The organism is Biomaibacter acetigenes, assembly GCF_003691585.1.
GTDB classification, from domain to species: Bacteria; Bacillota; Thermosediminibacteria; order Thermosediminibacterales; family Tepidanaerobacteraceae; genus Biomaibacter; species Biomaibacter acetigenes.
This window is the reverse complement of the sequence record NZ_CP033169.1, coordinates 3,230,209-3,256,979: the sequence shown is the minus strand read 5'-3', so window position 1 is coordinate 3,256,979 and position 26,771 is coordinate 3,230,209. Positions and strand designations below refer to the sequence as shown.

General features: G+C 49.5%; 24 protein-coding genes. 20 read left to right on the top strand and 4 right to left on the bottom strand.

The features are described 5' to 3' along the window. The first annotated feature begins 21 nt into the window (after nt 1–21). The 5 genes from D2962_RS16645 to D2962_RS16625 all read left to right on the top strand — a co-directional run bounded on the left by D2962_RS16645 (nt 22) and on the right by D2962_RS16625 (nt 6,514). Nucleotides 22–1,632, top strand: a complete 1,611-nt coding sequence (locus tag D2962_RS16645; RefSeq protein WP_120766007.1) for a spore germination protein — start codon at nt 22–24, stop codon at nt 1,630–1,632. Next, nucleotides 1,616–2,713, top strand: a complete 1,098-nt coding sequence (locus D2962_RS16640; RefSeq protein ID WP_162991274.1) for a GerAB/ArcD/ProY family transporter — start codon at nt 1,616–1,618, stop codon at nt 2,711–2,713. Before D2962_RS16645 ends, D2962_RS16640 begins: the two co-directional genes overlap by 17 nt. Continuing rightward, nucleotides 2,710–3,882, top strand: a complete 1,173-nt coding sequence (locus D2962_RS16635) for a Ger(x)C family spore germination protein (RefSeq protein WP_120766005.1) — start codon at nt 2,710–2,712, stop codon at nt 3,880–3,882. The genes D2962_RS16640 and D2962_RS16635 overlap by 4 nt, the downstream gene beginning before the upstream one ends. 88 nt (nt 3,883–3,970) lie before the next feature. Next, a complete protein-coding gene (gene spoIIR, locus D2962_RS16630; protein WP_120766004.1) occupies nt 3,971–4,702 on the top strand; it encodes a stage II sporulation protein R in 732 nt (243 codons plus the stop codon). A gap of 288 nt (nt 4,703–4,990) precedes the next feature. Next, nucleotides 4,991–6,514, top strand: a complete 1,524-nt coding sequence (locus tag D2962_RS16625; RefSeq protein ID WP_120766003.1) for an aminotransferase class I/II-fold pyridoxal phosphate-dependent enzyme — start codon at nt 4,991–4,993, stop codon at nt 6,512–6,514. Nucleotides 6,515–6,598: 84 nt separating this feature from the next. Here D2962_RS16625 and D2962_RS16620 read toward each other — a convergent pair whose 3' ends face one another. After that, on the bottom strand, nt 6,599–6,811 hold the full coding sequence (locus tag D2962_RS16620) for a DUF1858 domain-containing protein (RefSeq protein WP_120766002.1): 213 nt from the start codon (nt 6,809–6,811) through the stop codon (nt 6,599–6,601). Between the two features lie 172 nt (nt 6,812–6,983). Between D2962_RS16620 and D2962_RS16615 the strand changes: the two genes are divergently transcribed. After that, the gene (locus D2962_RS16615) at nt 6,984–7,190 is read left to right on the top strand and encodes a small, acid-soluble spore protein, alpha/beta type (RefSeq protein ID WP_120766001.1); all 207 of its coding nucleotides are present in this window, start codon (nt 6,984–6,986) and stop codon (nt 7,188–7,190) included. Nucleotides 7,191–7,198: 8 nt separating this feature from the next. Here the strand turns inward: D2962_RS16615 and D2962_RS16610 are convergent, their stop codons facing one another. Continuing rightward, nucleotides 7,199–7,678 (bottom strand): demethoxyubiquinone hydroxylase family protein, encoded by a 480-nt coding sequence (locus D2962_RS16610; protein WP_120766000.1) that lies wholly within the window; start codon nt 7,676–7,678, stop codon nt 7,199–7,201. A gap of 155 nt (nt 7,679–7,833) precedes the next feature. On the opposite strand from D2962_RS16610, the gene D2962_RS16605 reads away from it, so the two are divergent. Both D2962_RS16605 and murI read left to right on the top strand, forming a co-directional pair. Then, nucleotides 7,834–9,078, top strand: a complete 1,245-nt coding sequence (locus tag D2962_RS16605; RefSeq protein WP_122015626.1) for an outer membrane protein assembly factor BamB family protein — start codon at nt 7,834–7,836, stop codon at nt 9,076–9,078. Nucleotides 9,079–9,176: 98 nt separating this feature from the next. After that, nucleotides 9,177–10,025, top strand: a complete 849-nt coding sequence (gene murI / locus D2962_RS16600) for a glutamate racemase (protein WP_120765998.1) — start codon at nt 9,177–9,179, stop codon at nt 10,023–10,025. Nucleotides 10,026–10,130: 105 nt separating this feature from the next. Here murI and D2962_RS17725 read toward each other — a convergent pair whose 3' ends face one another. Then, entirely contained in the window at nt 10,131–10,277 is a 147-nt protein-coding gene (locus D2962_RS17725; protein WP_162991273.1) for a hypothetical protein, read from the bottom strand. A 350-nt stretch (nt 10,278–10,627) separates the two neighbouring features. Here D2962_RS17725 and D2962_RS16595 point away from each other — a divergent pair, with 350 nt between their 5' ends. From D2962_RS16595 to pyrF, 10 genes are all read left to right on the top strand, one after another. After that, nucleotides 10,628–11,863, top strand: a complete 1,236-nt coding sequence (locus D2962_RS16595) for a dicarboxylate/amino acid:cation symporter (protein WP_120765997.1) — start codon at nt 10,628–10,630, stop codon at nt 11,861–11,863. A 116-nt stretch (nt 11,864–11,979) separates the two neighbouring features. Next, on the top strand, nt 11,980–13,053 hold the full coding sequence (locus tag D2962_RS16590; protein ID WP_147421231.1) for an asparaginase: 1,074 nt from the start codon (nt 11,980–11,982) through the stop codon (nt 13,051–13,053). Between the two features lie 516 nt (nt 13,054–13,569). Then, nucleotides 13,570–14,511 carry an aspartate carbamoyltransferase catalytic subunit gene (locus D2962_RS16585; protein WP_162991272.1) on the top strand — a complete coding sequence of 314 codons (942 nt, stop codon included), beginning with the start codon at nt 13,570–13,572 and terminating at the stop codon, nt 14,509–14,511. Beyond that, nucleotides 14,508–15,839, top strand: coding sequence for a dihydroorotase (locus D2962_RS16580; RefSeq protein WP_120765994.1), 1,332 nt, complete (start codon nt 14,508–14,510; stop codon nt 15,837–15,839). Before D2962_RS16585 ends, D2962_RS16580 begins: the two co-directional genes overlap by 4 nt. Nucleotides 15,840–15,940: 101 nt before the next feature. Next, on the top strand, nt 15,941–17,128 hold the full coding sequence (gene carA, locus D2962_RS16575) for a glutamine-hydrolyzing carbamoyl-phosphate synthase small subunit (protein WP_122015624.1): 1,188 nt from the start codon (nt 15,941–15,943) through the stop codon (nt 17,126–17,128). Nucleotides 17,129–17,203: 75 nt separating this feature from the next. Further along, entirely contained in the window at nt 17,204–20,383 is a 3,180-nt protein-coding gene (gene carB, locus D2962_RS16570; RefSeq protein ID WP_122015623.1) for a carbamoyl-phosphate synthase large subunit, read from the top strand. Nucleotides 20,384–20,499: 116 nt separating this feature from the next. Beyond that, a complete protein-coding gene (locus D2962_RS16565; protein ID WP_245984793.1) occupies nt 20,500–21,417 on the top strand; it encodes a dihydroorotate dehydrogenase electron transfer subunit in 918 nt (305 codons plus the stop codon). Between the two features lie 169 nt (nt 21,418–21,586). Beyond that, a complete protein-coding gene (locus D2962_RS16560; protein ID WP_122015622.1) occupies nt 21,587–22,504 on the top strand; it encodes a dihydroorotate dehydrogenase in 918 nt (305 codons plus the stop codon). A gap of 216 nt (nt 22,505–22,720) precedes the next feature. Further along, nucleotides 22,721–23,293, top strand: coding sequence for an orotate phosphoribosyltransferase (pyrE, locus tag D2962_RS16555; protein ID WP_122015621.1), 573 nt, complete (start codon nt 22,721–22,723; stop codon nt 23,291–23,293). Nucleotides 23,294–23,357: 64 nt separating this feature from the next. Further along, nucleotides 23,358–24,146 (top strand): orotidine-5'-phosphate decarboxylase, encoded by a 789-nt coding sequence (gene pyrF, locus D2962_RS16550; protein WP_122015620.1) that lies wholly within the window; start codon nt 23,358–23,360, stop codon nt 24,144–24,146. Here the strand turns inward: pyrF and D2962_RS16545 are convergent. Further along, nucleotides 24,118–24,414: a PIN domain-containing protein gene (locus D2962_RS16545; protein ID WP_120765988.1), complete on the bottom strand. Its 297-nt coding sequence runs from the start codon at nt 24,412–24,414 to the stop codon at nt 24,118–24,120. The genes pyrF and D2962_RS16545 overlap by 29 nt on opposite strands. An 89-nt stretch (nt 24,415–24,503) precedes the next feature. Between D2962_RS16545 and D2962_RS16540 the strand changes: the two genes are divergently transcribed. Then, on the top strand, nt 24,504–24,896 hold the full coding sequence (locus D2962_RS16540) for a hypothetical protein (protein ID WP_245984792.1): 393 nt from the start codon (nt 24,504–24,506) through the stop codon (nt 24,894–24,896). 154 nt (nt 24,897–25,050) lie between these two features. Next, nucleotides 25,051–26,757 (top strand): arginine--tRNA ligase, encoded by a 1,707-nt coding sequence (gene argS, locus D2962_RS16535; RefSeq protein WP_120765986.1) that lies wholly within the window; start codon nt 25,051–25,053, stop codon nt 26,755–26,757. Nucleotides 26,758–26,771 lie beyond the last annotated feature (14 nt).

The following is a 26,771-nucleotide window of genomic DNA, read 5'->3' as shown; positions in this document are numbered from 1 at the left end:
CTTGAATGAAAAGGTGATAGAATGACCAATGTGTTTTCAAAGCTCTACTCCGGAAAGAAGCAAGACCTGTATTACGAAAGGGATATGTCGCCGGACAGGAGTAAAAAACTCAAAAAAGACATAAAAGAAAATGAAAAAGAAGTTCACGAATATCTTTATGACTGCGATGATGTCATTACCAGGGATTTTTACATGGGCCAGGCACAGAAGCACGAGATGGCCCTCATGTATATAGACGGTATGGTGGATAAAAACCTGGTGCAGGAAGAAATATTGAAATCTCTCATGCTCCTGACGCGCCAGGCACCGCTGGAATACAGTCTTGGCCAGAACTTTTTCAACATGGTGAAGGAAGGCCTGCTGACCGCTGCCGATATCAAGGAAGTGGACAATTTCGGTGAGGTCGTACTGGGCATCCTTTCCGGCGATACCATACTGTTTATGGATAAGTTCGAAAAAGCACTGATAATAAGCACCCGGGGATGGGAGAAACGGGGTGTCCAGGAACCCGCCACCGAGGCGGTAATAAGGGGCCCTCGGGAGGGCTTCACGGAAACTTATCGGGTGAACATTGCCCTCATCCGCCGCCGTCTAAAAGACCCCAACCTTAAGGTCAAGACCATAAAGCTCGGCCGCCACACCCGCACCGATGTAGGGATTCTGTATATCCAGGGCGTGGCCAACCCCAACATAGTGGATGAGGTTTTAAAGAGGCTCAACACCATCGACATGGGAGGTGTGATTGAGAGCGGTTATATAGAGCAGATGATAGAGGGCGACTGGCTCTCACCATTCCCCCAGCTCCGGCGCACCGAGAGGCCCGATGTGGTGGCGGCGGGACTCATCGAAGGCAATGTGGCCATAGTCACCGACAACACCCCCTTTGTACTTCTGGCTCCGGGGACCTTTTTGAGCCTTTTCCAGTCGCCGGAGGACTACTACGAGCGCTGGTATATTGCTTCGATGATAAGGCTTTTGCGCTTTACCGCGGCATTTTTCGCCATGGCCTTTCCGGCACTGTATATAGCCATGACGGCCTATCACCCTGGGATGCTGCCCACCGACCTGGCCCTGTCCATTGCCGCCACCCGGGAGGGGGTGCCCTTTTCGGCAGTGGTGGAAGCTCTTATCATGGTATTTTCCCTGGAGGTATTGAGGGAGGCGGGGGTAAGACTTCCAGGTCCCATTGGCCAGACCATAGGCATAGTGGGCGGCCTGGTGGTGGGTGAAGCCGCGGTACGGGCCGGTATTGTGAGCCCCATCATGGTCATAGTGGTGGCTGTGAATGCCATTTCATCCTTCGCCATCCCTAATTACAGCGTGGCTATAGGATTTCGGCTTCTTACCTTCCTCTTTATATTTCTCGGCACTGTAGCCGGCCTTTACGGTATCATGCTGGGACTTCTGGCATTAACCATACACCTGGTGACCCTCAAGAGTTTCGGAGCCCATTATCTTTCTCCCTTTGTATCCTTCAGGTTTTCCGAGGGCAAGGACTTTATTGTGCGGGGCCCCATGCCTTCTATGGAAATAAGGCCCGGATACACCAGACCGGAGGACCTCAATAGAATAAACGACCGGCGCCACGATAATAGTGAAAAGGCAGGTGATGAAAGTGCTGACAAACAATGATAGGATAACGGTTCCTCAAACTGTAGCCCTGCTCATCACCACCATCCTGGGGACCGGTATACTGAGTCTGCCCCGGAATGTAGCCAATGCGGCCGGTTCTGACGGGTGGCTCCTGGTGCTCTCAGGCGGAGTTTTTGCCTTTGTTTCAAGCCTAATAGTAGGGGCCCTCGTTAAAAAATTTCCCCAGGATACTTTTATAGAGTACTCTCAGAAGGTCCTTGGAAAAATACTGGGATACCCGCTGGGGATAATTCTGATCCTTTATTTTACGATTCTCACAGCCTTGACGGTCAGAGTTTTCTCCGAGGTTATGAATGCCTTCATGCTCATAAGCACCCCCAGGGGATTTATTATTTTTACCATGTTGCTGCTATCGGTATATATACTGCGTCACGGTATAGAGCCAATAGCCAGGATAGGGGAAATACTTCTGCCCATACTTATAGTCCCGGTTGTTGCCATGTATCTTACCGCTATCCCCCGGGCGGATTTTAGCGAACTTTTGCCCTTTTTGAACACCCCGGTAAAAACCCTGGCCCTGGGTACATTTCAGACCGTATACAGCTTCTTCGGGTTTGAGGTGCTGCTCATGGTGGGACCGTATATAAGGAGCCCCGGAAGGGTTTTATGGATTCTGCTGGTGGCTATAGGGTCCATAACACTAATATATCTCTTTGTGGTGATAATCGTTTTTGCCTCCATCGGAGTAGAGGATACACGCATATTGCTGTGGCCTTCCATGTCCATAATAAGGACTATCATGGCTCCTGGCGGTATTTTCGAGAGGCTGGACGCCCTTGCCATGGCCCTCTGGACCATTGCGGCCTTTACTACAATAAATGGCATGTATTATGCCGGGACCCTGGCAGTAACACATCTGACAAAAGCAAAAGAATTCAAGTTTTTTATTACCATTATGCTGCCCTGGGTATATCTTATTTCCATTATACCCGAGAATCCCCTGGATACCATAAGATGGATGCAGGTGGCAGGGGTGGTGGGAATCATGATAGCAGTTATAATCCCGGCTGTAATCCTTATGGTAAGCATTGTCAGGAATAAAGGGGGCAAAACAGCATGAGTCCTTTTTGTAAGAAGATTGCTCGAAAGAGTCTCTTCATTTTTACAGCCGTATTTCTGGCCTTTGTCATATTATCGGGGTGCTGGGATTACAGGGATATTGACAAAAGGCTCTTTGTCGGCGGTGTTGGTATAGACAAAAGTCAGCAGCCAGGCAGGTATAATATATCATTCCTGATACCAATAGTTCGGGCCATAGCCGGCGGCGAAGGAGGGGGAGGTGGAGGAGGGGGAGGCGGAGGAGGCAATCAGAAACCGGTGGAGGTAGAAAGCACCGTAGCCGATTCTATTACCGACGGAGCAAGAAACCTGGCCCTTCGCCTCAACCGAGACCTGTCCTTTGAACATATGAGGGTAGTTGTTATAGGAGAAGATGTGGCTAAAAGCGGCGTGGAGCCGGTGATAAATCCCTTCATGCGACAGATGGAATTCAACCGACGGAGCCGTATAGCCATTGCTGAAGGTGAAGCCAGAAAGGTCATGGAGATCCAACCATGGGTTGAAAAATTTCCGGCTTTATATTTGGAATCTCTTTTTGGAAATGAAAGTCTTTCTGGCAAATTTATTGACGGTGACCTGGGGGACTTTCTCCACCAGATACATGACTTTAACGGCAATGCCCTGGTGAGCAAAATAAGCCCCGATTCCCAGGAAGTGAATATAGGCGGTGGGGCGGTACTCAAACACTTTAAACTGGCGGGATGGCTTACGGAAGAGGAAGCCCGGGGGATAAACTTTTTCCAGGGGAAAATAACAGGCGGGAACATAACGATAGATGATCCTGAGGGCAAGGGCAAGGTTACTTTTATTATTTTGAGAGCCCACAGGCAGCTGCAGCTTACTGCTGACGGCCCTGCACCCGAGTTCCGTTTAAAGGTATGTGTGGAAGGAAACATAAGCGATACCACTGAGGGTGTAAGCCTGAATATTCATAATGAAGAGGTTATAGAAGACCTGGTTTCAAAAGAAGTAAAATCTGAAATTTTAAAGGGAATATCAAGACTGCAGCAGGATTACCGGGTGGATGTGCTCAAGCTGGGCGAATACCTCCACAAATATCATCCTAAACTTTGGAAGGATTATAAAGATAGATGGGAAGACATCTTCCCCGATGTCATGATTTCGGTGGCTGTAACCACGAAGGTTAAAAATATCGGGGTCACAAAGTAATAAAAAATTTTTTCAAGCGATTATTAACAGCCTGTTTTGGGAATAATTTTAAAGGAATGATCTGATAAATCAAAGGGGAGAGATTAGCATGGGAAGGAAACTTGCCTTACTCAAAAAAATAACACTGGTCACCGCAGGCATACTGGCCCTGACGCTTTTGGCTGCCATATTCAGCAGTGCGAGAATTGCCGGAGGTCCTGTTTTAGAAGAAGCGACTCCGGGAAGCTTTGGCAAGGTTACGGCAGAGGAACTTTCGTCAAAGCTCATTCGTCTGCACATCATCGCCAACAGCGATTCCCCGGAGGACCAGGCTTTAAAGCTCAGGGTCCGGGATGATATCATAAACGCCCTGGATAAACAGTTCGAAGGCATAGATGATATCGACATATCCAGGGAATTTATCAAAAGCCACCTCAAAGACATTGAAGAAATTGCTCTCAGGCAGATAAAACAAAGCGGCAAAGATTATACCGTAAAAGCTTTCTTTGGCAGGTTTCCCTTTCCGGTGAAAAACTACGGTTATGTGACCCTCCCGGCGGGTGAATATGAGGCTTTGCGGGTTGTCATAGGTAAAGGCGAAGGTGCCAACTGGTGGTGCGTGCTGTTCCCACCCCTGTGCTTTGTGGATATCACCCACGGCCTCACAAGAGAAGAGGCCCGGGAGCGCATGGGAGAAGTTCTTACACCCCGGGAGATGGCCGCGATTGAGACGGCTTCCTCACCGGAAGAAGTGCCTGTGGAAGTGCGATTTAAGATACTGGAATGGTGGAAAGCCGCCAAAGGAAGGATAAACAGTACAATAAAAATTGCCTTCAGGTAAAACTTAATGAAGCACTTTCAATTCCGGGTGAACCGGGGGCGGGCCTACTCTATGATGCAGGTCTCGCCCACGATTTTTTTTGTTATCCGCCATTATCCGGATTTATCCGGACCTATCCGTATCTATTCCTAATAATTCCGATTTATCAAATGTGTTTATAACCTTTCCTCGATTTTTCTATAAGACTTCACAAAAATTTAACATAAAATTATCATTTACATTATTGAATTTTCATGTCAATTATGCTTTAATTGATTTGTTTAAAACGAAGGGAGTGTGACTATCAAGATGAAAATCGAAGAGCAGCAGGAAACCCCACTTTTTGCCGCCTTGAAAAAGTACGTGGAAGACGGGATCATTTCCTTCCATGTGCCCGGTCACAAAGGCGGCAGAGGTATACCGGAATTTCGTGAATTTGTCGGAAACAATATCCTGGCCATCGATGTCACCGCAGGAATCCTGGACCTGGATACCATCTGCAATCCCCTGGGGGTAATCCGTCAGGCTGAAGAACTGGCGGCCCGGGCCTTTGGAGCAGACCATGCCCATTTCCTGGTCAACGGTACCACTTCAGGCATCCAGGCCATGATACTGGCCGTCGCAGGTCCCGGTGATGAGATTATCCTTCCAAGGAATGCCCACCGTTCGGCCGTGGGTGGGCTCATATTGAGCGGTGCAAGGCCGGTTTATATAAAACCCGTTATAGATGACTATATGGGCATAGCCATGGGTATAACCCCCGAAAGCGTGAGAAAAGCTCTGGTGGAACATCCCAACGCCAGGGCGGTATTTGTAATAAACCCCACCTACTATGGGGTGGCATCGAACCTCAAAGAGATCGTAGAAATAGCGCACTCCTTTGGAAAGCCAGTAATAGTGGACGAGGCCCACGGGGCTCATTTCGGATTCCATCCTGATTTGCCACTGTCAGCCATGGAAGCCGGTGCCGACATGAGCGCCGCCAGTGTCCACAAGCTCATCGGTTCCATGACTCAGAGTTCAATTTTGCTTGTAAAAAGTGATCTGGTGGATGACAGGAGAGTTAAAGCTGCCATGAACCTCACCCAGACCACCAGCCCTTCATATCCATTGATGGCGTCACTGGATGTAGCCCGCAAGCAAATGGCACTGCATGGCAGAGAAATGCTGGATAAAACCATCGAGCTTTGCGAAAGGGCCAGAAGAGAATTGAACGGCATAGACGGCATCTATGTAATGGGCGGCGATAAAGAGGGCACCGATGGATGCTTTAGATACGACCGCACTAAACTTGCCATAAATGTCCGGGAACTGGGGCTTTCCGGATTTGAAACGGAAAAAATTTTAAAATACGGATACCACATCCAGGTGGAACTTTCGGACCTTTACAATGTACTGGCAGTAGGAGCCATAGGTGACAATGAAGACAGCATAAACGCCCTGGTATCCGCCGTAAGGGAAATTGCCCAAAACTACAGCCGCAAAAATGTTATAAAAATAACCGCCGACCTGCCCGAATCCCAGCGGCTTGTGGTTTCTCCCCGGTTTGCTTTTTACAGCGAGAAACGGGAATTGAAGCTGGAGGATGCAGAGGGTGAAATAAGCGCCGAGATGTTAATGGCATATCCCCCCGGCATACCCATTATATGTCCGGGAGAGCGCATCACAAAAGAAGTGATAGACTATGCAAGGGCTTTAAAATCCGAAGGTTGCCACCTCCAGGGCACCGAGGACCCCGAGGCCGAAGTAATAAAGGTCCTGGCAGACAGAACCGCAGGAGAATACCTGCGAGCTTCAGGTATGGTGCCAGGCACTCACTTATTCACTTATTGAAAATTAAGAAAGTGAGTGCCATGGAAAGTGAGTGCCAGGCACTCACTTTATTGAAAAAGAATCCGGTTAATCCGGATTTCTTTTTTATGACTTATCGGTTTTAGGTAATTCCAGTTGTTTTAATTCCTTTATAAGTTTTTCTAAATCCAGTTTGTGGAAAGCCGCGCACTCTTCCAGAGTGTTGTTGAGCATTCCATCACATGCCAGGCATTTGATTCCGAATCTTGCCAGGATCTCATAGGCTTCCGGATAAAATTCCACTATGTCCTTCATCAAGGTGTTTTTTGTGATGACCATCAGCCACCATTCCTTTATACAAAAATATATAAAAATTTTTTGTTAACAACTTTATTATGTGCCTACAAAAAATTTTCAATACATATTTTCAAAATTGAAGATATTTGGCATCATAAAAAATTCATCAATAGGTATGATAATAATGTGCGTAAAAATTAAAGGAGGTATGCATATGTCCCGTCGAAACCGGGGTGTCATGTCCGAGAACCTCAAGTACGAACTTGCAAGGGAACTGGGAGTGGCAGACACGGTGGCGAAAGAGGGATGGGGTAGTGTGTCTTCCAGAAACTGCGGTAATCTGGTAAGGCTTGCCATTGAAAGGGCCGAAAAGGCCATGGCTGAAGATTATGCCAGAAACAATGGTGGTACCCTAAAGTAGCAATCTCCTTAATGGCGCACAAAACCAGGGTGCAGTTTGCCCTGGTTTTTCTCTAATTCCCTGAGTTTATTGGCAAACCAGGCAGTGTGAAAATCCTCGTCCAGGAGGTTGCTCCACAGCAGGTCGAAAAGGTGTTCATCATGCCCCGACTTCAGTATGAAATCCTTATAGTCCCGCATGGCCTTTTCCTCCACGGCAATGTCGGTTCTGAGGATGGCGATGGGGCCGGCATAGCCCACCACGGAACCCGTGATCCTGGCGATGAAGGGACCGAGGATATCACCTACCGGCGAAGGATTGTATCCCCTCTTTTTGATCTCCGCCGCCATATTGTCCACATGCTGCTGCTCTATGACAGCTATCCTCTGTAAAGCCTTTTTAAGGTAAATATCCTCCACCTGATGGCTTTGAGCATTGTATAAATCCACCTGTCCCAGTTCAAGACTATAAAACCAGCTAAGAGTTTGTACAACCTGCTTTTCATCCAAATCTATCACACCCCCGGTGTTGTTTCATTTATAGAATCTCACTTTCAAAATGAAATATACTTGCTTTAGTATACGACAATCCCGTAACCAATTTTCGCCCGGCAGAATAAAATATATATATCCGGATTTTTCAGCAGGTTTTGGGCGGTGATTTGATGAGACTGCCGGTTGTCGCTCTGGGCGGGCGTGAACTGAAAAAACAAAAACCTTTACTTGTGGGCACAGATGTGAGAAATCTCCAGCAGCTTCTGAAACGTCTGGGATTTTTCAAGACCAGGATAGATGGGGTTTTTGGAGATGATACCCGGCATGCGGTAATACAGTTTCAAAAAGTCCTGGGCGCAAAACCCAGCGGCATCGTGGATAATGCATTATTTAACATTTTACACGAATTGGAACAAGGCGGAGCAGGTAAGTGGCTTACCATCCAGAAAGATTTCTGTCACACCGGTTATTCTCCGGTGCCGGTGCCGTTCAATTTAAAAGTTGCCGGTGCCAAAAGAATCCCAGGGATAATCGGTTTCAACAGTTACACCGATATCCTCATAGCCGTGGCCCGGAACGGAGTATGGGCACTGGATCTAAAAAACTTCGGCATCCTCTGGCAAAATCGAGATCTTTCACCCACTGCAGAGGCTTCCGTGATGGGGTCCCACATAGTCGTGCCCTCGGGGAATCTCGTCATCCTTGACCTTTATTCCGGAAAAATCATGAAAACGGTAGATGCAGAGAATATAACAGGCTCTGCGGTGGCCGGGGAAGGCGTGATCGTTGCCGCCGATGGGGGTTCCATGCAAGCCTTTGACGAAAGGGGAAATAAGCTGTGGCAGTATAAGACCGGAGGGGTACTCTGTTCTCCTCCGGCCCTGGCCTATGATCTTATATATTTTGCCTCCTCGGACCATTATTTTTACTGTCTTGACAGGAAGGGCATCCCTTACTGGAAGACAAAGACCGTAGACGTCATATCCAACCCGCCTTCAGTGTGGGATGGCAAAGTTTTTGCCATTTCCCGGGACGCATGGTTTTACGCCGTAAATCCCCTGACCGGGGACATAATATGGAAAAAGAAGTTTTCCGATGAAGAATTCATAGCGCCGGCCTTTCACCGGGATTTCATGCTGGCGGTGGACGCGAGAGGCACTCTTCTGGCTTTAAGCCCCCAGAGGGCGGAGATAAAATGGATTAAAGAATTCAAGGTACCGCCAACCACTTCTCCGCTGCTCTGTCCCAAAACCGCATTTATCGGTACAGAAAATGGCCTGGCAGCTCTGGACCTCTTGACGGGCAAGTACACATTTCATCTGGAAGGCAAGAAAATAACAGCCCTGATACAGACCCGCTTTGACATAGTTGCAGCCACCGAAGATGAGATAGCTGTGCTCTCTCCGGATTTTTAATATATTATGCCATAAAATGGATCGGGCATTATCTATATCTTCCGGTCAAATAGTGCTATAATCAATAAAGTCAGATCGTTATTTTTGAGGTGAAATTTATGGAAATGAACAACAAGCCCATTGGGGTCTTTGATTCGGGTATTGGAGGGCTTACGGTGGCCAGGGAGATTATGGAACAACTCCCGCAGGAGAGCATCGTGTATTTCGGGGATACAGCCCGGGTGCCCTATGGGTCCAAATCCAGGGAAACCGTGACGCGGTTTGCTTTTGAAGGATTGAATTTTCTACTGAGCCAGGATGTAAAGATGGTGGTGGTGGCGTGCAATACCGTGAGCGCCACCTGCCTTGAAGAGCTCAAGAAATATTCTCCAGTGCCGGTGCTGGGGGTCATCGAGCCCGGGGCCAGGGCCGCCGCCAGCGGGACCTACACCGGCACGGTAGGGGTTATAGGCACCGAACGCACCATCAAAAGCCAGGCTTATGTAAAGGCCATCCATGATATAAACCGGGATATAAACATATATTCAAAAGCCTGTCCCCTGTTCGTGCCGCTGGTGGAGGAAGGATGGCTGGACAATGAGGCAGCCTTTTACACAGCCAGGACATATCTTACGCCACTTAAAAAAGAGGGTATTGATACCCTCGTGCTGGCATGCACCCACTATCCGCTCCTCAAACCCACCCTGCAGGCCGTAATGGGTGAAAATGTCCGTCTGGTAGATTCCGCTTATGAAACTGCCAAAGAGGTAAGCCGGATGTTAAAAGTTATGAAACTTGAGCGTTATGAAGCTGCCCCGTCAGTATACCGCTATTTTGTAAGTGACGATCCTACCAAGTTCATAGAGGTGGGGGAAAGATTCCTGCAGCGCCCCATAGACCCCATAAACGTCATCGATCCTGAAGTGCCGTGTCAGGGCTTAAAATCTAAAGGCCGGAAATCAGAGTAGAACCCGGTTCTTTTTGCAAAACGGGGACAATTCTGCCTTTTCCGGCCAAAGCGTGCAATTGTCGGGTCGGGCAGGATCCGTCCCCGTTTGGCTTTGAACTGAAGATCAGCTAGCACCGCCGGCGTCTATTACCTTCTTTTCCTGTTTCTGTCCGCCGCTTCCGCCAGAGCTTTTTTGTCCGCAGCCCACTATCAGCATGACTCCTATTAGGATCACTGCAATGACGGCAAACAGCCTCTTAAACCTTCTCATTGAATATTTCCTCCTCTAAAATTTGGTTTTATCTGTGCAATGAGGTACTTTTATTATATTTTTCTACATTTATATGAAAAACCCTTTTATCTGAAAATTGTGCGGTGAATTGGGAAAAAGTAGGCAAATTAAACTAAAAATGATATTTGAAATAAATAAATGTGCATTATATAATTGAACTTAGATAAATATTCATTATATAATCAAAAATAAAGAGAATATTGAAATCAAATGAGAAAGGGGGTAAATATTCGTCAGTTCCGTGGGACGGGCTTATTTGCCCGAATATTATGTTTTATTGGGACAATACTTTAATGTCCTGAAACAAAAATAAAAAAGGGGGATTCATCATGGGTTTTAAGCAGTGGTACGGCAAGGTCAGTTTGGCCAACAAGATACTCATTGCCATGGTCCTTGGTGCAATCATAGGCTATATCGTAGGCCCGAGTATTACGGTGCTGGACCCCATAGGTACCATTTTTTTAAGGCTCCTGAAAATGGTGATCCTGCCACTGGTTTTCTTCTCCATTGCTGCAGGCACCTCGAGTGTGGTGGATCTATCCAGGCTTAAAAGGATCGGCGGTCTGTTCCTGGTGTACTGGCTGTTCTCATCCCTGGCGGCGGCTTCGGTGGGCGTTATCTGGGCCCTCATCATAAAGCCCGGCGTGGGTGTCAAGCTGGCGGAAAAAGCCGCAGAGCAGACAGGCAATATCAACATGCTCCAGACTTTTATCAACTGGATCCCCGATAATGTGGCGGCGGCCTTTACCAACTTCAACATGATCCAGGTCATAGTGTTCGCCATTGCCTGTGGCCTTACAGCGGCAGTAATGGGCGAAAGCGATTCCGGCAAGTTCCTCAGGAACCTGTTCAGATCCGGTGACGAGATGATGATGAAGATGGTGGGCTACATCATGGAATTTGCCCCCTACGGAGTGTTTGCCCTCATGGCGAATATCACGGGGACAGTGGGCACCATGGTATTAGGAGCTCTCGCCAAGATGCTCGTCACCCAGTATGTTGCCTATGCTACAGTTCTCATAGTAGTGTATCCCATCATATTAATGGTGTTTGCAAAGGTAAATCCCATACAGCACTTTAGAAATATCTTCCCGGCCATGCTGGTAGCCTTTTCCACCTGTTCTTCCAGCGCCACACTGCCCGTCACCATGGAATCCACCAAGAAGCGGGCCGGTGTGCCTGAAGATACGGTAAACCTAATCGCGCCTCCGGCGGCCACCATCAACATGCATGCATGCGCCGCGGAAATGCCCATATATGCCCTTTTTGCCGCACAACTCTTCGGAGTCCATTTCTCACCGGCGACTTTCATTTATATTATAATACTGGGCGTCATTATGGCGGCAGGCGTAGCCGGTGTACCCGGCGGTGCCATTATGATGGCTGCGGTGCTCATGAACATCATGGGCATGCCTCTTACCATAGTGCCCTGGATCGCCGGCATATACAGGCTTATCGACATGCCCAACACCATGCTCAATGTCACCGGCGACACCGTGGGTATGGTGACGGTGGCAAGTTTAATGGGTGAGCTGGATAAGGAGACTTTTGAGAAAGCCAAGTAAAAAGTAAAACACTGAGAAAGCCCCAGCGTTTGACAGGAGGCGAACAAGGGCGGGCATCGTTGCCCGCCCTTTTAAATCAGGGACCTCAGAAAACAAAAGCAGGAGGTAAATCCGTTATGACACAAAAAAAGAAAATAGCATTTCTGGCCACCGGTGGTACAATTGCATCGGCTAAAGGGCCCGAAGGCCTTCGACCGGCCTTCACCGAAAAAGAAATGATAGAGCTGGTGCCGGAACTTTCGGATATAGCCGATATCCAGGGAAAACTCATAATGAACATCGACAGTTCCAATATGCAGCCCGAAGACTGGAAGGTTATTGCCACTGAGATTGTTGAGGCTCTCAAAAAATGTGACGGTGTAGTCCTTTCCCACGGCACCGACACCATGGCCTATACTTCTTCGGCTCTTACCTACATGCTCATGGACCTCAAAAAGCCCGTGGCCGTAACCGGCGCTCAAAAGTCCATAGGGGAAGAGCAAAGCGATGCCGCAAAAAACCTCGTGGACAGCTTCAAAGTGGCGGCTTCGGGAGTGCCCGGCGTCTTCCTGGTGTTTAACGGCGATATCATTATCGGTGACAGAGCCACCAAAATGAAGACCGCAAGTTTTGACGCCTTTTCCAGCGTAAATGCGCCCCCGGCGGGAAAAGTCCGTGAGTCAGGGAGAGGTTGCGCTGACTCAAAAAAGTTAATCATAGAGTGGAATGATGAGGTACTCTGGCAGGAAACCAGAAGGATAAAGCAAGTCTGGGCCAAACTCAAAAATGAGTCAGGGAGAGGTTGCGTTGACTCAAGCATCGACCCACAATCCCGCCCCATCAAAGGCCTGGAAGAGGAGCCCGTAATACTCTATGATAACCTCGATCCCCGGGTTTTGCTGGTCAAGCTCTATCCCGGCATAGAGCCCGAAGTCCTGCTGCTGGCCAGGGAAAAAGGTTATCATTCCGTACTCATTGAAAGCTTCGGTTCCGGCGGAGTGCCTTTCCGGGAGCCCCGAAATCTTCTGCCGGCCATAGAAGAGCTCATTTCATCCGGCATCACCGTGGCTGTCACTACGCAGGTGCCCTTCGAAGGAGTGAACCTCTCCCTCTACGAAGTAGGGGTCAAAGCCCTGGAAGCCGGTGCCATCTCCATGGGTGACATGACACGGGAAGCCGCCCTGGTGAGGCTCATGATGCACATGCTATAGCATCGGACACACCGTGCACCGGGGTGTGCCATGGGTAGACTTTCGGTGCACCGAAGTAAGTCAGGTGTACACTATAGTCAGCTTATCATGGCGCCACCGCCTGTCCAAAAACCTTATATATATAAAACATCAAATCTTTTAAGAGAGTTAATAAAAGTTTTTTGTTGACAAAGTTTCACCTTAGATGTTATAGTATATAAAAATGAATATGATATTGCAGTAACCTTTAAATCTGGTCCAGCGAGGCCGGCAAGGGAAGCATAGCAGTCACGATTTTAAGGTAAGTCAAAGAGTGGTTTTTATGACCGCACGCCTTTCTCCGCCTCGGAGAAAGGCTTTTTTGATGCGGGCGTATCGAGTCGGGCAGCGCCGCTGTGCTGCATAAATCATACCGCAAGCACCATCCGACTGCCTGACTCAAACACACAGATAAATGGCCCCCTGCCGTCTCGACGGCAGGGGTTTTTTTAGCATTCGGATGCCAGGGCCGTCAACTGACGCCCGGCATGGAAAATAATGAGAGGAGGAAATACCGTGTTAAGCCAGAAACATCTTCTGGGACTGGAAAAGGCGACAAAACGGGACATAGAGCAGATTCTCGACACTGCGGAATCTTTTAAAGAAATAATCGATAGAGACGTGAAAAAAGTGCCCACCCTCCGGGGCAAGTCTGTGGTGAACCTCTTTTACGAACCCAGCACCAGGACCCGCACATCCTTCGAGCTGGCGGGCAAATACCTGAGCGCCGACACCATAAACTTTTCCTCATCGGGCAGCAGCGTGCAAAAGGGCGAAAGCCTCAAGGACACCGCAAAGACCCTGGAAATGATGGGGATAGATGCTGTGGTTATCCGCCACAGCTCCTCGGGAGCCGCCGAGTTTTTAAGCCGCCATGTGAGCGCGAAAGTTATCAATGCCGGTGACGGTACCCATGAGCACCCCACCCAGGCACTCCTCGACATGCTGACGGTGAGGGAGAAAAAGGGAACATTATCGGGATTCAAAGTGGCTATACTGGGAGATATTCTGCACAGCCGCGTGGCCAGGTCCAACATCTTCGGTTTCACAAAGATGGGTTCAGAAGTCTACGTGGCCGGCCCCCAGACTCTTATGCCCCGAGAAATAGAAAAAATGGGGGCAAAGGTGGCAAAAAATATGGACGAGGCCATTGATGGAGCTGATGTGGTGATGGCCCTCAGGATTCAGCTGGAAAGACAGAAAAAAGGGCTGTTCCCATCCCAGCGGGAATATTCAAGGCTCTTCGGCATAGACAAAAAGAGGCTATCCCTGGCAAAGCCCGATGCTCTGCTGCTCCATCCCGGACCTGTAAACCGGGGTGTGGAGATATCCTCGGAAATAATGGACGGCAGCCAGTCCGTGATAAATGAACAGGTAAAGAGCGGTGTGGCCATCCGCATGGCCGTATTATATCTCTTGATAGGAGGTGCCCGTCAATGAAAAAGATATTAAAAGGGGCAAGGGTGATCGACCCGAATCGCAAAGTAGATGAAGTAAGGGACATTCTTGTGGTAGACGGCAGCATAGCCGCTATGGAAAAAAAGATTAATATCAGCGGAGCACAGGTCATTGACCTCACAGGTCTGATACTAACCCCCGGCCTCATAGACATGCATGTCCACTTCCGGGAGCCGGGATATGAATACAAGGAAGATATAGAGACCGGCAGCAGAAGCGCCGCTGCTGGAGGTTTTACCACCGTGGCCTGCATGCCCAACACCAAACCCCCCGTAGACAATGCCATGATGGTGGAATACGTGAAATCCAGGGCGTTGAAATCGGGACTGGTGAGGGTGCTTCCCATAGGATGTGTATCCAAAGGCCTGGAGGGCAAAGAAATCGCTGAGATGGGCGACATGGTCGAGGCCGGAGCCGTTGCCTTTTCCGATGACGGCAGGCCCGTGGCCGATAGTTCCCTTATGAGGAAAGCCCTCATGTACGCATCCATGTTTGATAGAGTGATAATAGACCACTGTGAAGACCCGGGGCTTTTCGAAGGCGGGCAGGTAAATGAAGGCTATATCTCAACTTTGCTGGGCCTCCAGGGAATCCCCGCCTCCGCAGAGGAAACCATGGTGGCAAGGAATATACTCCTGGCCCGAGAAACCGGTACCAGGGTCCATATAGCCCATGTGAGCACAAAGGGCTCTGTGGAGCTCATCCGCAGGGCCAAAGCCGAAGGCGTGAAAGTGACCTGTGAAGCCACGCCCCATCACCTGACCTTAACCGAAGAAGCGGTGGTGGGATATGATACCAATGCCAAGATGAACCCTCCCCTCAGGACAAAGGAGGATGTGGAAGCCCTGCTGGAAGGCTTAAAGGACGGCACCATAGATGTCATAGCCAGCGACCATGCACCGCATTCCATAGATGAAAAGGATGTGGAATTCGACAAAGCCTCTTTCGGCATAGTGGGCCTCGAGACATCCCTGGGACTCATATTGAACCATATCGTAGGTGAAGGGAAACTGAACCTGGGACAGGCCATCGAAAAAATGACCATAGGCCCCGCCCGGGCCCTGGGCATCGATGCTGGAAGCCTCACCATCGGCAAACCCGCCGATATCACGGTGATAGATCCGGACCTGGAGTGGACCGTGGATAAAAACAAATTCTTCTCAAAAGGCAGAAACACACCCTTCCACGGATGGAAGCTGAAGGGTAAGGCAGTCTTAACCATGGTGGGAGGGAAAATAGTATATGCCGATGAGAACATTAGCGACGATAATATAAATCGCGCCGAGATATTAAAAGCAAGTTATAAATAAGAGACATACGATGACGGCGCAGCTTATCGGTGTTTTTGACCGTCTCCGGGCAGAGGACCAAGTTTACACCGGACCAAAAATGCAACGAAAGGAGCATTCACATGAAAGCTATAATCGCCTTGCAAGACGGTACCATATATGAAGGCAATTCCTTCGGAGCGCCGGGCACCACCTGGGGTGAAGTGGTATTCAACACCGGCATGACGGGATACCAGGAAATACTTACAGACCCCTCCTATGCCGGACAGATTGTGACCCTCACCTATCCCCTGGTGGGAAACTACGGCACCGCCGATGAATTCACGGAATCGGACCTTCCCAAAGTTCGGGGCTTTATAGTGAGAGAAGCCTTTACTCGAGGTCCGAGGTTCGAGGTTCGAGGTTCGGATAAAGATGAAGGTTTGGGGTTAGATATACAAGATTCAAATAAAGATATAGATTTGGGGTTTTACATTCAGGGCAGGGAGGCGCTGGATAAATACCTGAAACAAAATAACATAATAGCCATAGAAGGCATAGATACCCGGAGCCTCACCAGGAAAATAAGGCAGCACGGCGTCATGAAAGGAGCCATCTCCACCGAGTATTCCGGAGGAGAACTCCTGAAAATGTTAAAAACCTGGCCCGAGGTGGAAACTCTGGACCTGGTGAGAGAAGTGACCACAAAAAGGGCCTATACCAGGACCGGCGGCATAGGTCCCGAAGTAGCCCTGCTGGACTTGGGAGTGAAAAAGGATATAGTGGAATCCCTGGCAAGAAGGGGCTGCAGGGTCACCATACTTCCGGCGGATACTCCGGCGGAAAAAATCCTGTCTTGTGATTTTGACAGTGTGCTTCTTTCCAACGGCCCCGGAGATCCCAGGAAAGCGGTATACGCCATAAACACCACCCGGAAATTGCTGGGCAAAATACCGGTATTCGGCATATGCCTGGGGCACCAGATACTGGCCCTGGCCCTGGGAGGCAGCACCTACAAGCTCAAGTTCGGCCACCGGGGATCCAACCACCCCGTAAAAGACCTCAAAAAGGACAGGGTGTTCATGACATCCCAGAACCATGGCTACGCCGTCGATGACAAATCTCTTGAAGGCAAAGCCAGAATAACCTTTATAAATGCCAACGACGGCACGGTGGAAGGCCTGGAAATACCGGAACTTGCCGCCTTTTCGGTGCAGTTCCACCCCGAAGCTTCCCCCGGTCCCAACGACGCCGCATATTTATTCGACGAATTTCTGGAAAGGATAAAATGCGTCAGCGATAAAGAAAAATTAAAGGTTAAAAACATGTGAATTTCTAAGTCGATAATGAAAAATTAAACATTATATTGTATAATTATACAGTAATAAACAGAAAGGAGGATTTTTATGCCCAAAGATAAATCCCTGAAAAAAGTCATGGTAATCGGCTCCGGCCCCATCATCATAGGACAGGCGGCGGAGTTCGACTATGCGGGGACCCAGGCCTGCCTTTCCCTGAAGGAAGAGGGCCTGGAAGTGGTGCTTATAAACAGCAACCCCGCCACTATCATGACCGATTCCCATATTGCCGACAGGGTTTATATAGAGCCTCTAACGCCGGAATTTGCCGCCAGCGTCATCCGGCGGGAAAAACCCGATGGCCTTCTGCCTACCCTGGGCGGCCAGGTAGGCTTGAACCTGGCGGTAGAACTGGCAGAAAAAGGTATACTTGACAGGGAAGGGGTAAGGCTCCTGGGAACCCCCCTGTCTTCCATAAAAAAGGCCGAGGATAGAGAACTATTCAAAAAACTCATGCAGGAAATAGGGGAGCCGGTACCCGACAGCCGCATCGTGCACAGCCTCAAAGAGGCAAAGGCTTTCGCCCGGGAGGCGGGCTATCCCCTCATAGTGCGCCCGGCCTATACCCTGGGAGGCACCGGCGGCGGCATAGCCCATGATGAGGCAGAACTTATGGAGATAACAGCCCATGGTCTGAGTCAGAGCCGTATCCATCAGGTGCTTCTGGAAAAGAGCCTGCTGGGAATGAAGGAAATCGAATATGAAGTAATGCGGGACAAAAAAGATCAGTGCATTACCATATGCAACATGGAAAACATCGACCCCGTGGGCATCCACACCGGTGACAGCATAGTGGTGGCCCCCAGTCAGACCCTTTCCGACAGGGAATACCAGATGCTTCGCTCCGCATCCCTAAAAATCATCCGGGCCCTGGGGATAGAAGGCGGCTGCAATGTGCAGTATGCCCTGGACCCCGATACCGGAAAATACTATGTAATAGAGGTAAACCCCAGGGTAAGCCGCTCCAGCGCCCTGGCCTCCAAGGCTACCGGTTACCCCATAGCCAAGATTGCCTCCAAGATAGCCATAGGCCTGACCCTTGACGAGATGAAAAACCCCGTCACAGGTAAGACCAGCGCCTGCTTCGAGCCGGCCCTGGACTATGTGGTGGTGAAAATGCCCCGCTGGCCCTTCGACAAGTTTACCAATGCCGACAGGACCCTGGGTACCCAGATGAAGGCCACCGGAGAGGTCATGTCCATAGACAGGACTCTCGAAGGGGCGCTGATGAAGGCCGTGAGGTCTCTGGAACAGGGTGTCATAGACCTTTCATTAAAGAGCATGACAAATGTCGGCCTTGCGGAAATCAAAGAGGAAATCGAAAAGGCCACCGATGAACGGTTCTTCGCTATAGCGGAAGCCCTGCGGCGGGGAGTAAGCGTGAATGAAATATATGAGATGAGCAAAATAGACCGGTTTTTCCTGGAAAAGATAGACAATATCGTCAAAATGGAAAAGAGGATAAAAGAAGAGGAACTTTCCCCCGAGCTTTTGAGACAGGCAAAACAGATGCAGTTCCCGGATAAAGTCATCGCCAACCTCCGAAATACCGGTGAAGAAGAGATAAAGGCCCTGAGGCAGCAGTACGGCATACTGCCCACATATAAGATAGTGGACACCTGCGCCGCAGAGTTTGAGGCGGAGACCCCGTATTTTTACTCCACCTTCGAGCAGGAAAACGAGGCCGGGTCCGGGGATAAACCCGCGGTGGTGATAATAGGCTCCGGCCCCATAAGGATAGGGCAGGGCATAGAGTTCGACTATTGCTGCGTGCACTCGGTGTGGGCGGCCCGGGATGCAGGTTACAGGACCATCATAATTAACAACAACCCCGAAACCGTGAGCACAGATTTTAACACCGCCGACCGTCTCTACTTTGAACCCCTGTATATCGAAGATGTCATGGCGGTCATTGAGCAGGAAAAACCCGTAGGCGCCATAGTGCAGTTTGGCGGGCAAACCGCCATAAACCTGGCGCAAGCTCTACAGCAGAGGGGGGTCAGGATTCTAGGGACTGCAGTGGAATCCATAGATGCTGCCGAAGATCGGGAAAAATTCGATGCCTTGCTAAACGAGCTCAATATCCCGCGACCTAAAGCTGGAGCCGCCAGGAGCACCGAGGAAGCTCTGCAGAAGGCAAAAGATATCGGTTTTCCGCTGCTGGTAAGGCCCTCTTATGTGCTGGGGGGCAGGGCCATGGAAATTGTATATAATATGAAAGAATTGAAAACCTATATGGAGGAGGCCGTTGAGGCTTCCCCTGAAAAGCCCGTGCTCATTGATAGGTACATCGGCGGCACCGAGGTGGAAGTGGATGCCATATGTGACGGCAGGGAAGTGCTCATCCCCGGCATCATGGAACACATTGAAAGGGCAGGCATCCACTCCGGCGACAGCATTGCGGTATATCCCCACCAGACCCTGAGCGGCCCTGCGGTGGAAAAAATAGTGGACTATACGGAAAAAATCGCTCTGAAACTTAATGTAAAGGGACTCATTAATATTCAATTTGTAGTTCAGGGTGACGATGTATATATCATCGAGGTAAATCCCCGCTCCAGCCGGACGGTGCCCTACTTGAGCAAGATAACCGGGGTGCCCATGGTGGACGTGGCCACCAAAATAGCCCTGGGTCGGAGCCTCGGGGAACTGGGATACAGGGGAGGCCTCATGCCGAAGCCCGACTTTGTGGCCATAAAGGCTCCGGTGTTCTCCTTCTCCAAGCTCCGCCAGGTGGAACCATCCCTGGGGCCCGAGATGAAATCCACTGGAGAGGTGCTGGGCATCGAGAATACCTTTGAAAAAGCCCTCTACAAGGCCTTCACCGCATCGGGGCTCAAGGTGCCCACCGACGGCGCCATCCTGGCCACCATCGCCGACAGAGATAAGCCCGAAGCGGTAAATCTCCTGAAAAAATTCTACAGCCTGGGCTTTACCATATATGCCACCGCAGGCACGGCCAGGGCGCTGCAGGAGGCCGGAGTGAAGGCCACGGCAGTGAACAAGGTGGAGGAAGGTTCCCCCAACATACTGGACCTTTTGCGGGAGGGCAAGGTGGACATGATCATAAACACCCTGACCCGGGGCAGGGCGCCCGAAAGGGATGGTTTCAAGATAAGGCGTGCCGCTGCCGAAGACGGCATCCCCTGTATCACCTCCCTGGACACCGCTAGGGCGCTTTATGAAGTGATCGAGGCTACCGCCATAAAACTCATGCCAATAAAATAGGCAGCTTCACAACGCCTCTCGCTTTAAACCTGGTGGTCAAAAAGGGCTTGTTGCTGCATATCAGTTTTCTTGGTGTTGCCCAACATCGCCATATTCTAAAAGAAAGGGAAAATAACGTGTCGAAAAAAAGTCCCATATATTCATCCCATGAAAATCAAATCTATTTATTGGATTCCAAGATAGAAATAAATGAGCAACTTTCGGCCGACATTTACCACATGGTCCTGAACTGTCCGGAGATCGCGGCCACCGCAAAGCCTGGGCAGTTCATACATATCCGTTGCTCCGACGGCCTCTCCCCGCTGCTTCGCCGCCCCATAAGCATTGCTATGGCCGACATAGATACAGGGACCATAGAGATTATCTACCGTGTGGTTGGAGAGGGCACAAAGATATTGGCCCGAAAGAAAAAAGGAGAAACCCTTGACATAATGGGCCCCCTGGGTAAGGGCTTCCCAATCCCTGAAGGCATCAAATTTCCAGCCATCGTAGGGGGAGGCATAGGTGTAGCACCACTGTTGTTTCTAGCAAAAGCCATAAATACCGCAAATAAAAGGGAAACCGCCGGGATCATATTTGCCGGTTTCTCCTCAGATGATGAAACCTTCGGTACATTTTTCATGGAAGATTGCGGTTTCAAACTGGAAATATGTACCGACGACGGCAGCCGGGGCTACAAAGGGTTTCCTACGGACTTATTGGAAAAATATATAAACGACAGGAAAATCGAGAACGACACTGCTTCAGTAAATTCCTCAAAAGAAATCATTGGACCTATGTCGCCACATGTTGAAATAAAAGCCGGCGGCAAAAATGCTATCGACATCATATACGCCTGCGGACCAAAACCCCTGCTGGCCAAAGTAAAATCTATTGCCGCAGGTGCCGGCATTCCGGCCTGTCTTTCCCTGGAAGAGCGTATGGCCTGCGGAGTAGGGGCCTGCCTGGGCTGTGCGGTAAAATCCGCCGAAGGCGGGTATATGAAAGTCTGTAAGGACGGTCCGGTTTTTGAAGCGAGCCAAGTCGAAATTTAAACCAGAGAATAAACCATAGAAACGGTTATTGTGGTCATGGGCTGTGTAAATCCAGCAAGCCCTTGAGCCTGGCCAAAGATTCATGTTTGAGGTGTGAGTCAGGGGACGGTTCTCTGACTCATCCCCTGACTCATAACTTAGATTCAAATATCTATAAAGGGGGTATGGTATGGATAATAAATTTTCCATAGATATCTGCGGTATCCCCATGAAAAACCCCGTCATGGTGGCATCGGGTACCTTCAGCTTCGGGGAGGAATATGCGAAATTCTATGATATAAATAAACTGGGGGCTATCGTCACCAAAGGTCTCACCCTTGAGCCCAAAACCGGAAACCCTCCTCCCAGGATATATGAAACCCCTGCCGGCATCTTGAACTCCATAGGCCTGGAGAATCCCGGCGTGGAAGCCTTTATCACGGAGGAATGGCCTCATCTTTCAAAACTTTCTATCCCGGTTATCGCCAACATAGACGGAGATACCGTAGAAGATTATCATAAAATTGCCTGGCGCCTTTCCAGCCTCGAAGGACTGGCCGCCCTGGAGGTAAACATTTCCTGCCCCAATGTGGAAAAGGGCGGCATGGCCTTCGGACAGGACCCCGAAAGCGCCCGTGAAGTCATAAAGGCCGTACGGGAAGCCACTCACCTTCCGGTCATAGCCAAGCTTTCACCAAATGTCACCAGCGTACAAAAGATAGCCGAGGCCGCGGTTTCCGCCGGGGCCGATGCCATATCCCTCATAAACACCCTTCTGGGCATGGCCATCGACATAAATAAAAAAAAGCCGGTGTTTCACCGCACCTTTGCAGGCCTTTCTGGTCCCGCAGTAAAGCCTATAGCGCTTCGCATGGTCTGGGAAGTCTACAAGGCCGTAAAAGTGCCCATTATAGGCATGGGTGGCATCACTTCCTGGCAGGACGCCGTGGAATTCATCCTGGCCGGAGCCTCCGCCGTGGCTGTAGGCACGGCCAGCTTTGTAGATCCTCTGACACCGCTTCACATTATCGCCGGGTTCAAGCAATACCTTGCCGACCAGGGCATAAAAAGCATCGGTGAACTAATAGGTGCCGCCCATCCTTTTTGAGTTCGGGTTAGAAGTTAGAATTTCTAAGTATCGAAATAGAAGGATTTGCCTTTTCGGCAAATCCAACTTAATCTCACTTCCGGCCTCTGACTTCTGTAGATGCCAACTTACCCTGCAGAGCGCATGAACGGAATTTAGAGGGTTTACCGAACGATTAAGTGCCAGGGTCTTCACTGTCGATCAAAGTAACTTTTTACACAAGAAAGGAGCATCACAATGCTTACACGAGAAGAGATTATAAAACTTTTCACCGATACTGGAGTCTTAAAGACCGGCCATTTTCTCCTCACTTCCGGCCGCCACAGCGACAGGTACATGCAGTGTGCCCAACTTCTCCAGTATCCCGATGCTGCCGAAAAGGTCTGCCGCGAACTTGCACAAAAATTCAAAGGTATGGATATACAGACTGTCATCGGTCCTGCCGTTGGAGGCATTCTGGTTTCCTACGAGGTTGCCAGGGCCCTGAAAGCCCGCTCCATCTTTGCAGAAAGGGAGAACGGAGTCATGACCCTTCGCCGCGGATTTACCCTGAAACCCGGTGAAAAGGTGCTGGTGGTGGAAGACGTGGTCACCACGGGAGGTTCCGTAAAAGAAGTTATAGACCTTGCAAAAGCCCATGGCGCTGATGTGCTGGCGGTAGGAGCCCTGGTGGACCGCAGCGGCGGCAGGGTTGACTTCGGCGTGCCGGCCCACTATCTATTAGAGCTCGAAATAAAATCCTACCTCCCCGAAGAATGCCCCCTCTGCAAACAGGGAATTCCCGCTGTAAAACCCGGCAGCAGGAAATGAGTCAAGTGAGTCAGGGGACGGTTCTCTGACTCACCCCTCGCCTAAAAAATAAGGAGGATGTTAAATGTCACATGACCTTGACCGTATCATCATAGCCCTTGATACCCCCGACGAGCAAAAAGCCCTTGATCTGGTAAAACTTCTAAGGTATAAAGTTTCAACATTTAAAGTGGGCCTGGAGCTTTTTTGTTCCACCGGACCAAGCATTGTAAAAAAGATAAATGATGAAGGCTGCAGAGTCTTTCTTGACTTGAAGTTCCACGACATTCCCAACACCGTGGCCGGGGCCGTCCGGGCCGCCACTTCAACCGGTGCTTTCATGTTCAACATCCATGCTTCCGGCGGCCGGGAGATGATGAGACAGGCAAAAGAAGCAATAGATAAAACTTATGACGAGATGCAAAGGGCGAAGGAGCCCGGCAGGGGGCTGCAAGGCACAAGTAATGTATCTATAATACATTCTCCAGATAAGCTGAACACCGTTCATAAGCCCCTGCTCATAGCTGTTACCGTACTCACCAGCCTCGACGACCAGGACCTAAAAGATATAAACATAACAAAATCCACCCTGGACCAGGCCGTGGCCCTGGCATGCCTTGCAAAAGAGTGCGGCCTCGATGGCGTAGTGGCATCTCCTAAAGAGATTTCCGCCATAAGAAAGGCCATCGGAAAAGACTTTGTCATAGTCACACCGGGAGTGCGCCCATCCTGGGCTGCTGCCAGCGACCAGAAGCGAGTTATGACCCCCGCTCAAGCGCTGGAAGCCGGAGCCGACTACATCGTCATAGGCCGCCCCGTCACCGCCGCCCCGGACCCACTGGAAGCTATAGATAAAATTTTCTCTCTACAATAACTATTGGAAGATGGGAGAACACATATTTCAACGCTGCCGCTATAGCATATGCATCCGCTAATACTTCTTGCGCCTTGGTTTCCCCGTATTCACGCCATACCCTGTAATATACTTCACCTAAATTTATCCAGGTCATAAAAAGGCTAATTTGTTTATCAACAGCTTTTTTTAACAATAAGGCAATTTTTTCTGCTTGAGATTCATCTTCAAGATAGCAAAGGACGGCATAAGCATCAAGGATATATCGTTCATGGCAATTGTTGCTCATGGTTTTCCTCTTAACTCAAACATAGAACCTCGAACTTCACACTCTCCCCTTCCCCTTCATAATATAAAATGAAGAGGAGGGGAATTTTTATGAGCTGGGCATGGCTTAAATTTATCGTAAATGTCCTCACCAATGAAGCGGTGATGGAACCTCTGATTGCGGTCATATTGGGATATGGTGTAAACGCCTATGCCAAAAACCGGCGCTATCGAATAATCATGGACCTTACTGCGGATATCGTGGACTATATAGAAGAGCACTACAAGGAATGGGGAATCAAGGGCAGCGCTAAAATGGATAAATTCATGGACATTTTTGTGCAGGAATATAAAAAACAGATGGGGCGAAAAACCAAAAGAAATCGAGCTGGAGACCGCCCGAATACGGGCAGAGGCCCTGGTGCAACGCGCTCGCCGCTCGGTGCCCATAAAACCGGTAAAATAATAAATTTAAATCGAGAACTCGTCCCTGTTTTGAATTAAATAAAAAATTCAAATCGATAACCGTCCCGTTTGAACGTTTTGAATTCATCGGAAAAAACTGTTTTTCCTTGCATATAATGACATGAAATTATATAATAGTAGTGAAATTGAGATTAATAAGCTTAACAGTAACTTACAATCACGGGAGGATTTTATGAAAGATATAAAGGCAAGGACGCAGCAGGTATTGAAAGACAGGATTTTGGCAGCCCTGAAGAAGGCCATCGAAGAAAAAACCATTGCAGTAAGCGAAATACCCGATTTTTACCTGGAAGTGCCCCAGGACCCGGGCCACGGAGATTTTGCGGCCAATATTGCCATGCTGATGGCCAGGGAGGCCAGGATGCCTCCGAGGAAAATCGGTGAATTCATAGCTGCAAATCTTGATACTTCAGGCACCCCCGTCGAAAAGGTGGAAGTGGCGGGACCGGGTTTTATCAACTTTTACCTGAAACCTACATGGGCAAATGTCGTGATATTCGATATATTGAAGCGGGGGCAGGATTACGGCCGCCAGGAATTGGGCGGAGGCAGGAAGGTGCAGGTGGAATTCGTCAGCGCTAACCCCACCGGCCCCATGCACATGGGCAACGCCCGGGGAGCAGCTCTGGGAGACGCCCTGTCCTCGGTTTTGAAACTTTCGGGATATGATGTCACAAAAGAATTCTATATAAATGATGCAGGCAACCAGATAGAAAACTTCGGGCTTTCCCTGGAAGCGCGCTACCTGGAGCTTCTGGGCCAGGAAGGCCATATTCCCGAAGGAGGATACCACGGGGAAGACATAAAGGACCATATGAGGAACCTCATTGAGGAAGAGGGCAACCGCTTTTTGTACATGGATTCCCCCAGCCGCAGGGCTTATTTCATCGAATATGCCCTCAAAAAGAACATACAGTGCATGAAACAGGACCTTTTGAATTTCGGTGTGCACTTTGACATATGGTTTTCGGAGCAGAGCCTCCATGACGCCGGCAAGGTCAACGAGGTAATAAATCTTTTAAAGCAAAAGGGATACACCTATGAAAAGGATGGAGCCCTGTGGTTCAAGGCCTCGGAATTTGGAGCGGGCAAGGATGAAGTGCTCATCCGCGCCAACGGCCTTCCCACCTATTTTGCCTCTGACATAGCCTACCACAAGGATAAATTTGATAGAGGATTTGAGTGGGTGATAGATATCTGGGGAGCCGACCATCACGGCCATGTGGCCAGGGTAAAAGGAGCTCTCAAAGCCCTGGGCTATGACCCCGATAGGCTCACCGTCATATTGATGCAACTGGTAAGGCTTTACAGGAACGGGGAAATCGCCCGCATGTCCAAACGCACCGGTAGGGCCGTCACCCTGGCCGACATAGTGGAGGAAGTTGGTAAAGATGCGGCAAGGTTCTTCTTCAACATGCGCAGCGCCGACACACACCTGGACTTCGACCTGGACCTTGCCATAAAACAGTCCGATGAAAACCCCGTATACTATGTGCAGTATGCCCATGCCCGAATTTGCAGCATTTTGAGACAGGCATCGGAGCAGGGAATTTCTTTACCTGAAATGGACACACTTGCCCCCGCCTTGCTGGAAAAATATGCATTACTTTTGACAGAGAAAAATGAAATAGACCTTATTAAAAAATTGTCGGATTTTCCGGGAGAAATAAGGCTTGCCGCGGAAAATCTTTCGCCGTACCGTGTAACCAATTATTGCATGGAACTTTCTTCCACTTTTCATTCCTTTTATAATAGCTGCCGGGTGCTGACCGATGATGCGGATCTAACCGCCGCAAGGCTGTTGCTGGTCATGGCTGTCCGGCAGGTACTTAAAAACGCTTTTGCCATCCTTGGTATCTCCGCACCTGAGCGCATGTGACCCTTGATCTCAAA

Excerpts from the sequence above, each read along its gene's own strand:
- carA (WP_122015624.1), top strand. The coding sequence starts at position 15,941 with ATGAAAGCTATAATCGCCTTGCAAGACGGTACCATATATGAAGGCAAT.
- D2962_RS16540 (WP_245984792.1), top strand. The coding sequence starts at position 24,504 with ATGAGCTGGGCATGGCTTAAATTTATCGTAAATGTCCTCACCAATGAA.
- D2962_RS16545 (WP_120765988.1), bottom strand. The coding sequence starts at position 24,414 with ATGAGCAACAATTGCCATGAACGATATATCCTTGATGCTTATGCCGTC.
- pyrE (WP_122015621.1), top strand. The coding sequence starts at position 22,721 with ATGCTTACACGAGAAGAGATTATAAAACTTTTCACCGATACTGGAGTC.
- D2962_RS16635 (WP_120766005.1), top strand. The coding sequence starts at position 2,710 with ATGAGTCCTTTTTGTAAGAAGATTGCTCGAAAGAGTCTCTTCATTTTT.
- D2962_RS16645 (WP_120766007.1), top strand. The coding sequence starts at position 22 with ATGACCAATGTGTTTTCAAAGCTCTACTCCGGAAAGAAGCAAGACCTG.
- D2962_RS16590 (WP_147421231.1), top strand. The coding sequence starts at position 11,980 with ATGACACAAAAAAAGAAAATAGCATTTCTGGCCACCGGTGGTACAATT.
- murI (WP_120765998.1), top strand. The coding sequence starts at position 9,177 with ATGGAAATGAACAACAAGCCCATTGGGGTCTTTGATTCGGGTATTGGA.
- pyrF (WP_122015620.1), top strand. The coding sequence starts at position 23,358 with ATGTCACATGACCTTGACCGTATCATCATAGCCCTTGATACCCCCGAC.
- spoIIR (WP_120766004.1), top strand. The coding sequence starts at position 3,971 with ATGGGAAGGAAACTTGCCTTACTCAAAAAAATAACACTGGTCACCGCA.
- D2962_RS16620 (WP_120766002.1), bottom strand. The coding sequence starts at position 6,811 with ATGGTCATCACAAAAAACACCTTGATGAAGGACATAGTGGAATTTTAT.
- D2962_RS16615 (WP_120766001.1), top strand. The coding sequence starts at position 6,984 with ATGTCCCGTCGAAACCGGGGTGTCATGTCCGAGAACCTCAAGTACGAA.
- D2962_RS16560 (WP_122015622.1), top strand. The coding sequence starts at position 21,587 with ATGGATAATAAATTTTCCATAGATATCTGCGGTATCCCCATGAAAAAC.
- D2962_RS17725 (WP_162991273.1), bottom strand. The coding sequence starts at position 10,277 with ATGAGAAGGTTTAAGAGGCTGTTTGCCGTCATTGCAGTGATCCTAATA.
- D2962_RS16585 (WP_162991272.1), top strand. The coding sequence starts at position 13,570 with ATGAGAGGAGGAAATACCGTGTTAAGCCAGAAACATCTTCTGGGACTG.
- D2962_RS16625 (WP_120766003.1), top strand. The coding sequence starts at position 4,991 with ATGAAAATCGAAGAGCAGCAGGAAACCCCACTTTTTGCCGCCTTGAAA.
- argS (WP_120765986.1), top strand. The coding sequence starts at position 25,051 with ATGAAAGATATAAAGGCAAGGACGCAGCAGGTATTGAAAGACAGGATT.
- carB (WP_122015623.1), top strand. The coding sequence starts at position 17,204 with ATGCCCAAAGATAAATCCCTGAAAAAAGTCATGGTAATCGGCTCCGGC.
- D2962_RS16580 (WP_120765994.1), top strand. The coding sequence starts at position 14,508 with ATGAAAAAGATATTAAAAGGGGCAAGGGTGATCGACCCGAATCGCAAA.
- D2962_RS16595 (WP_120765997.1), top strand. The coding sequence starts at position 10,628 with ATGGGTTTTAAGCAGTGGTACGGCAAGGTCAGTTTGGCCAACAAGATA.
- D2962_RS16605 (WP_122015626.1), top strand. The coding sequence starts at position 7,834 with ATGAGACTGCCGGTTGTCGCTCTGGGCGGGCGTGAACTGAAAAAACAA.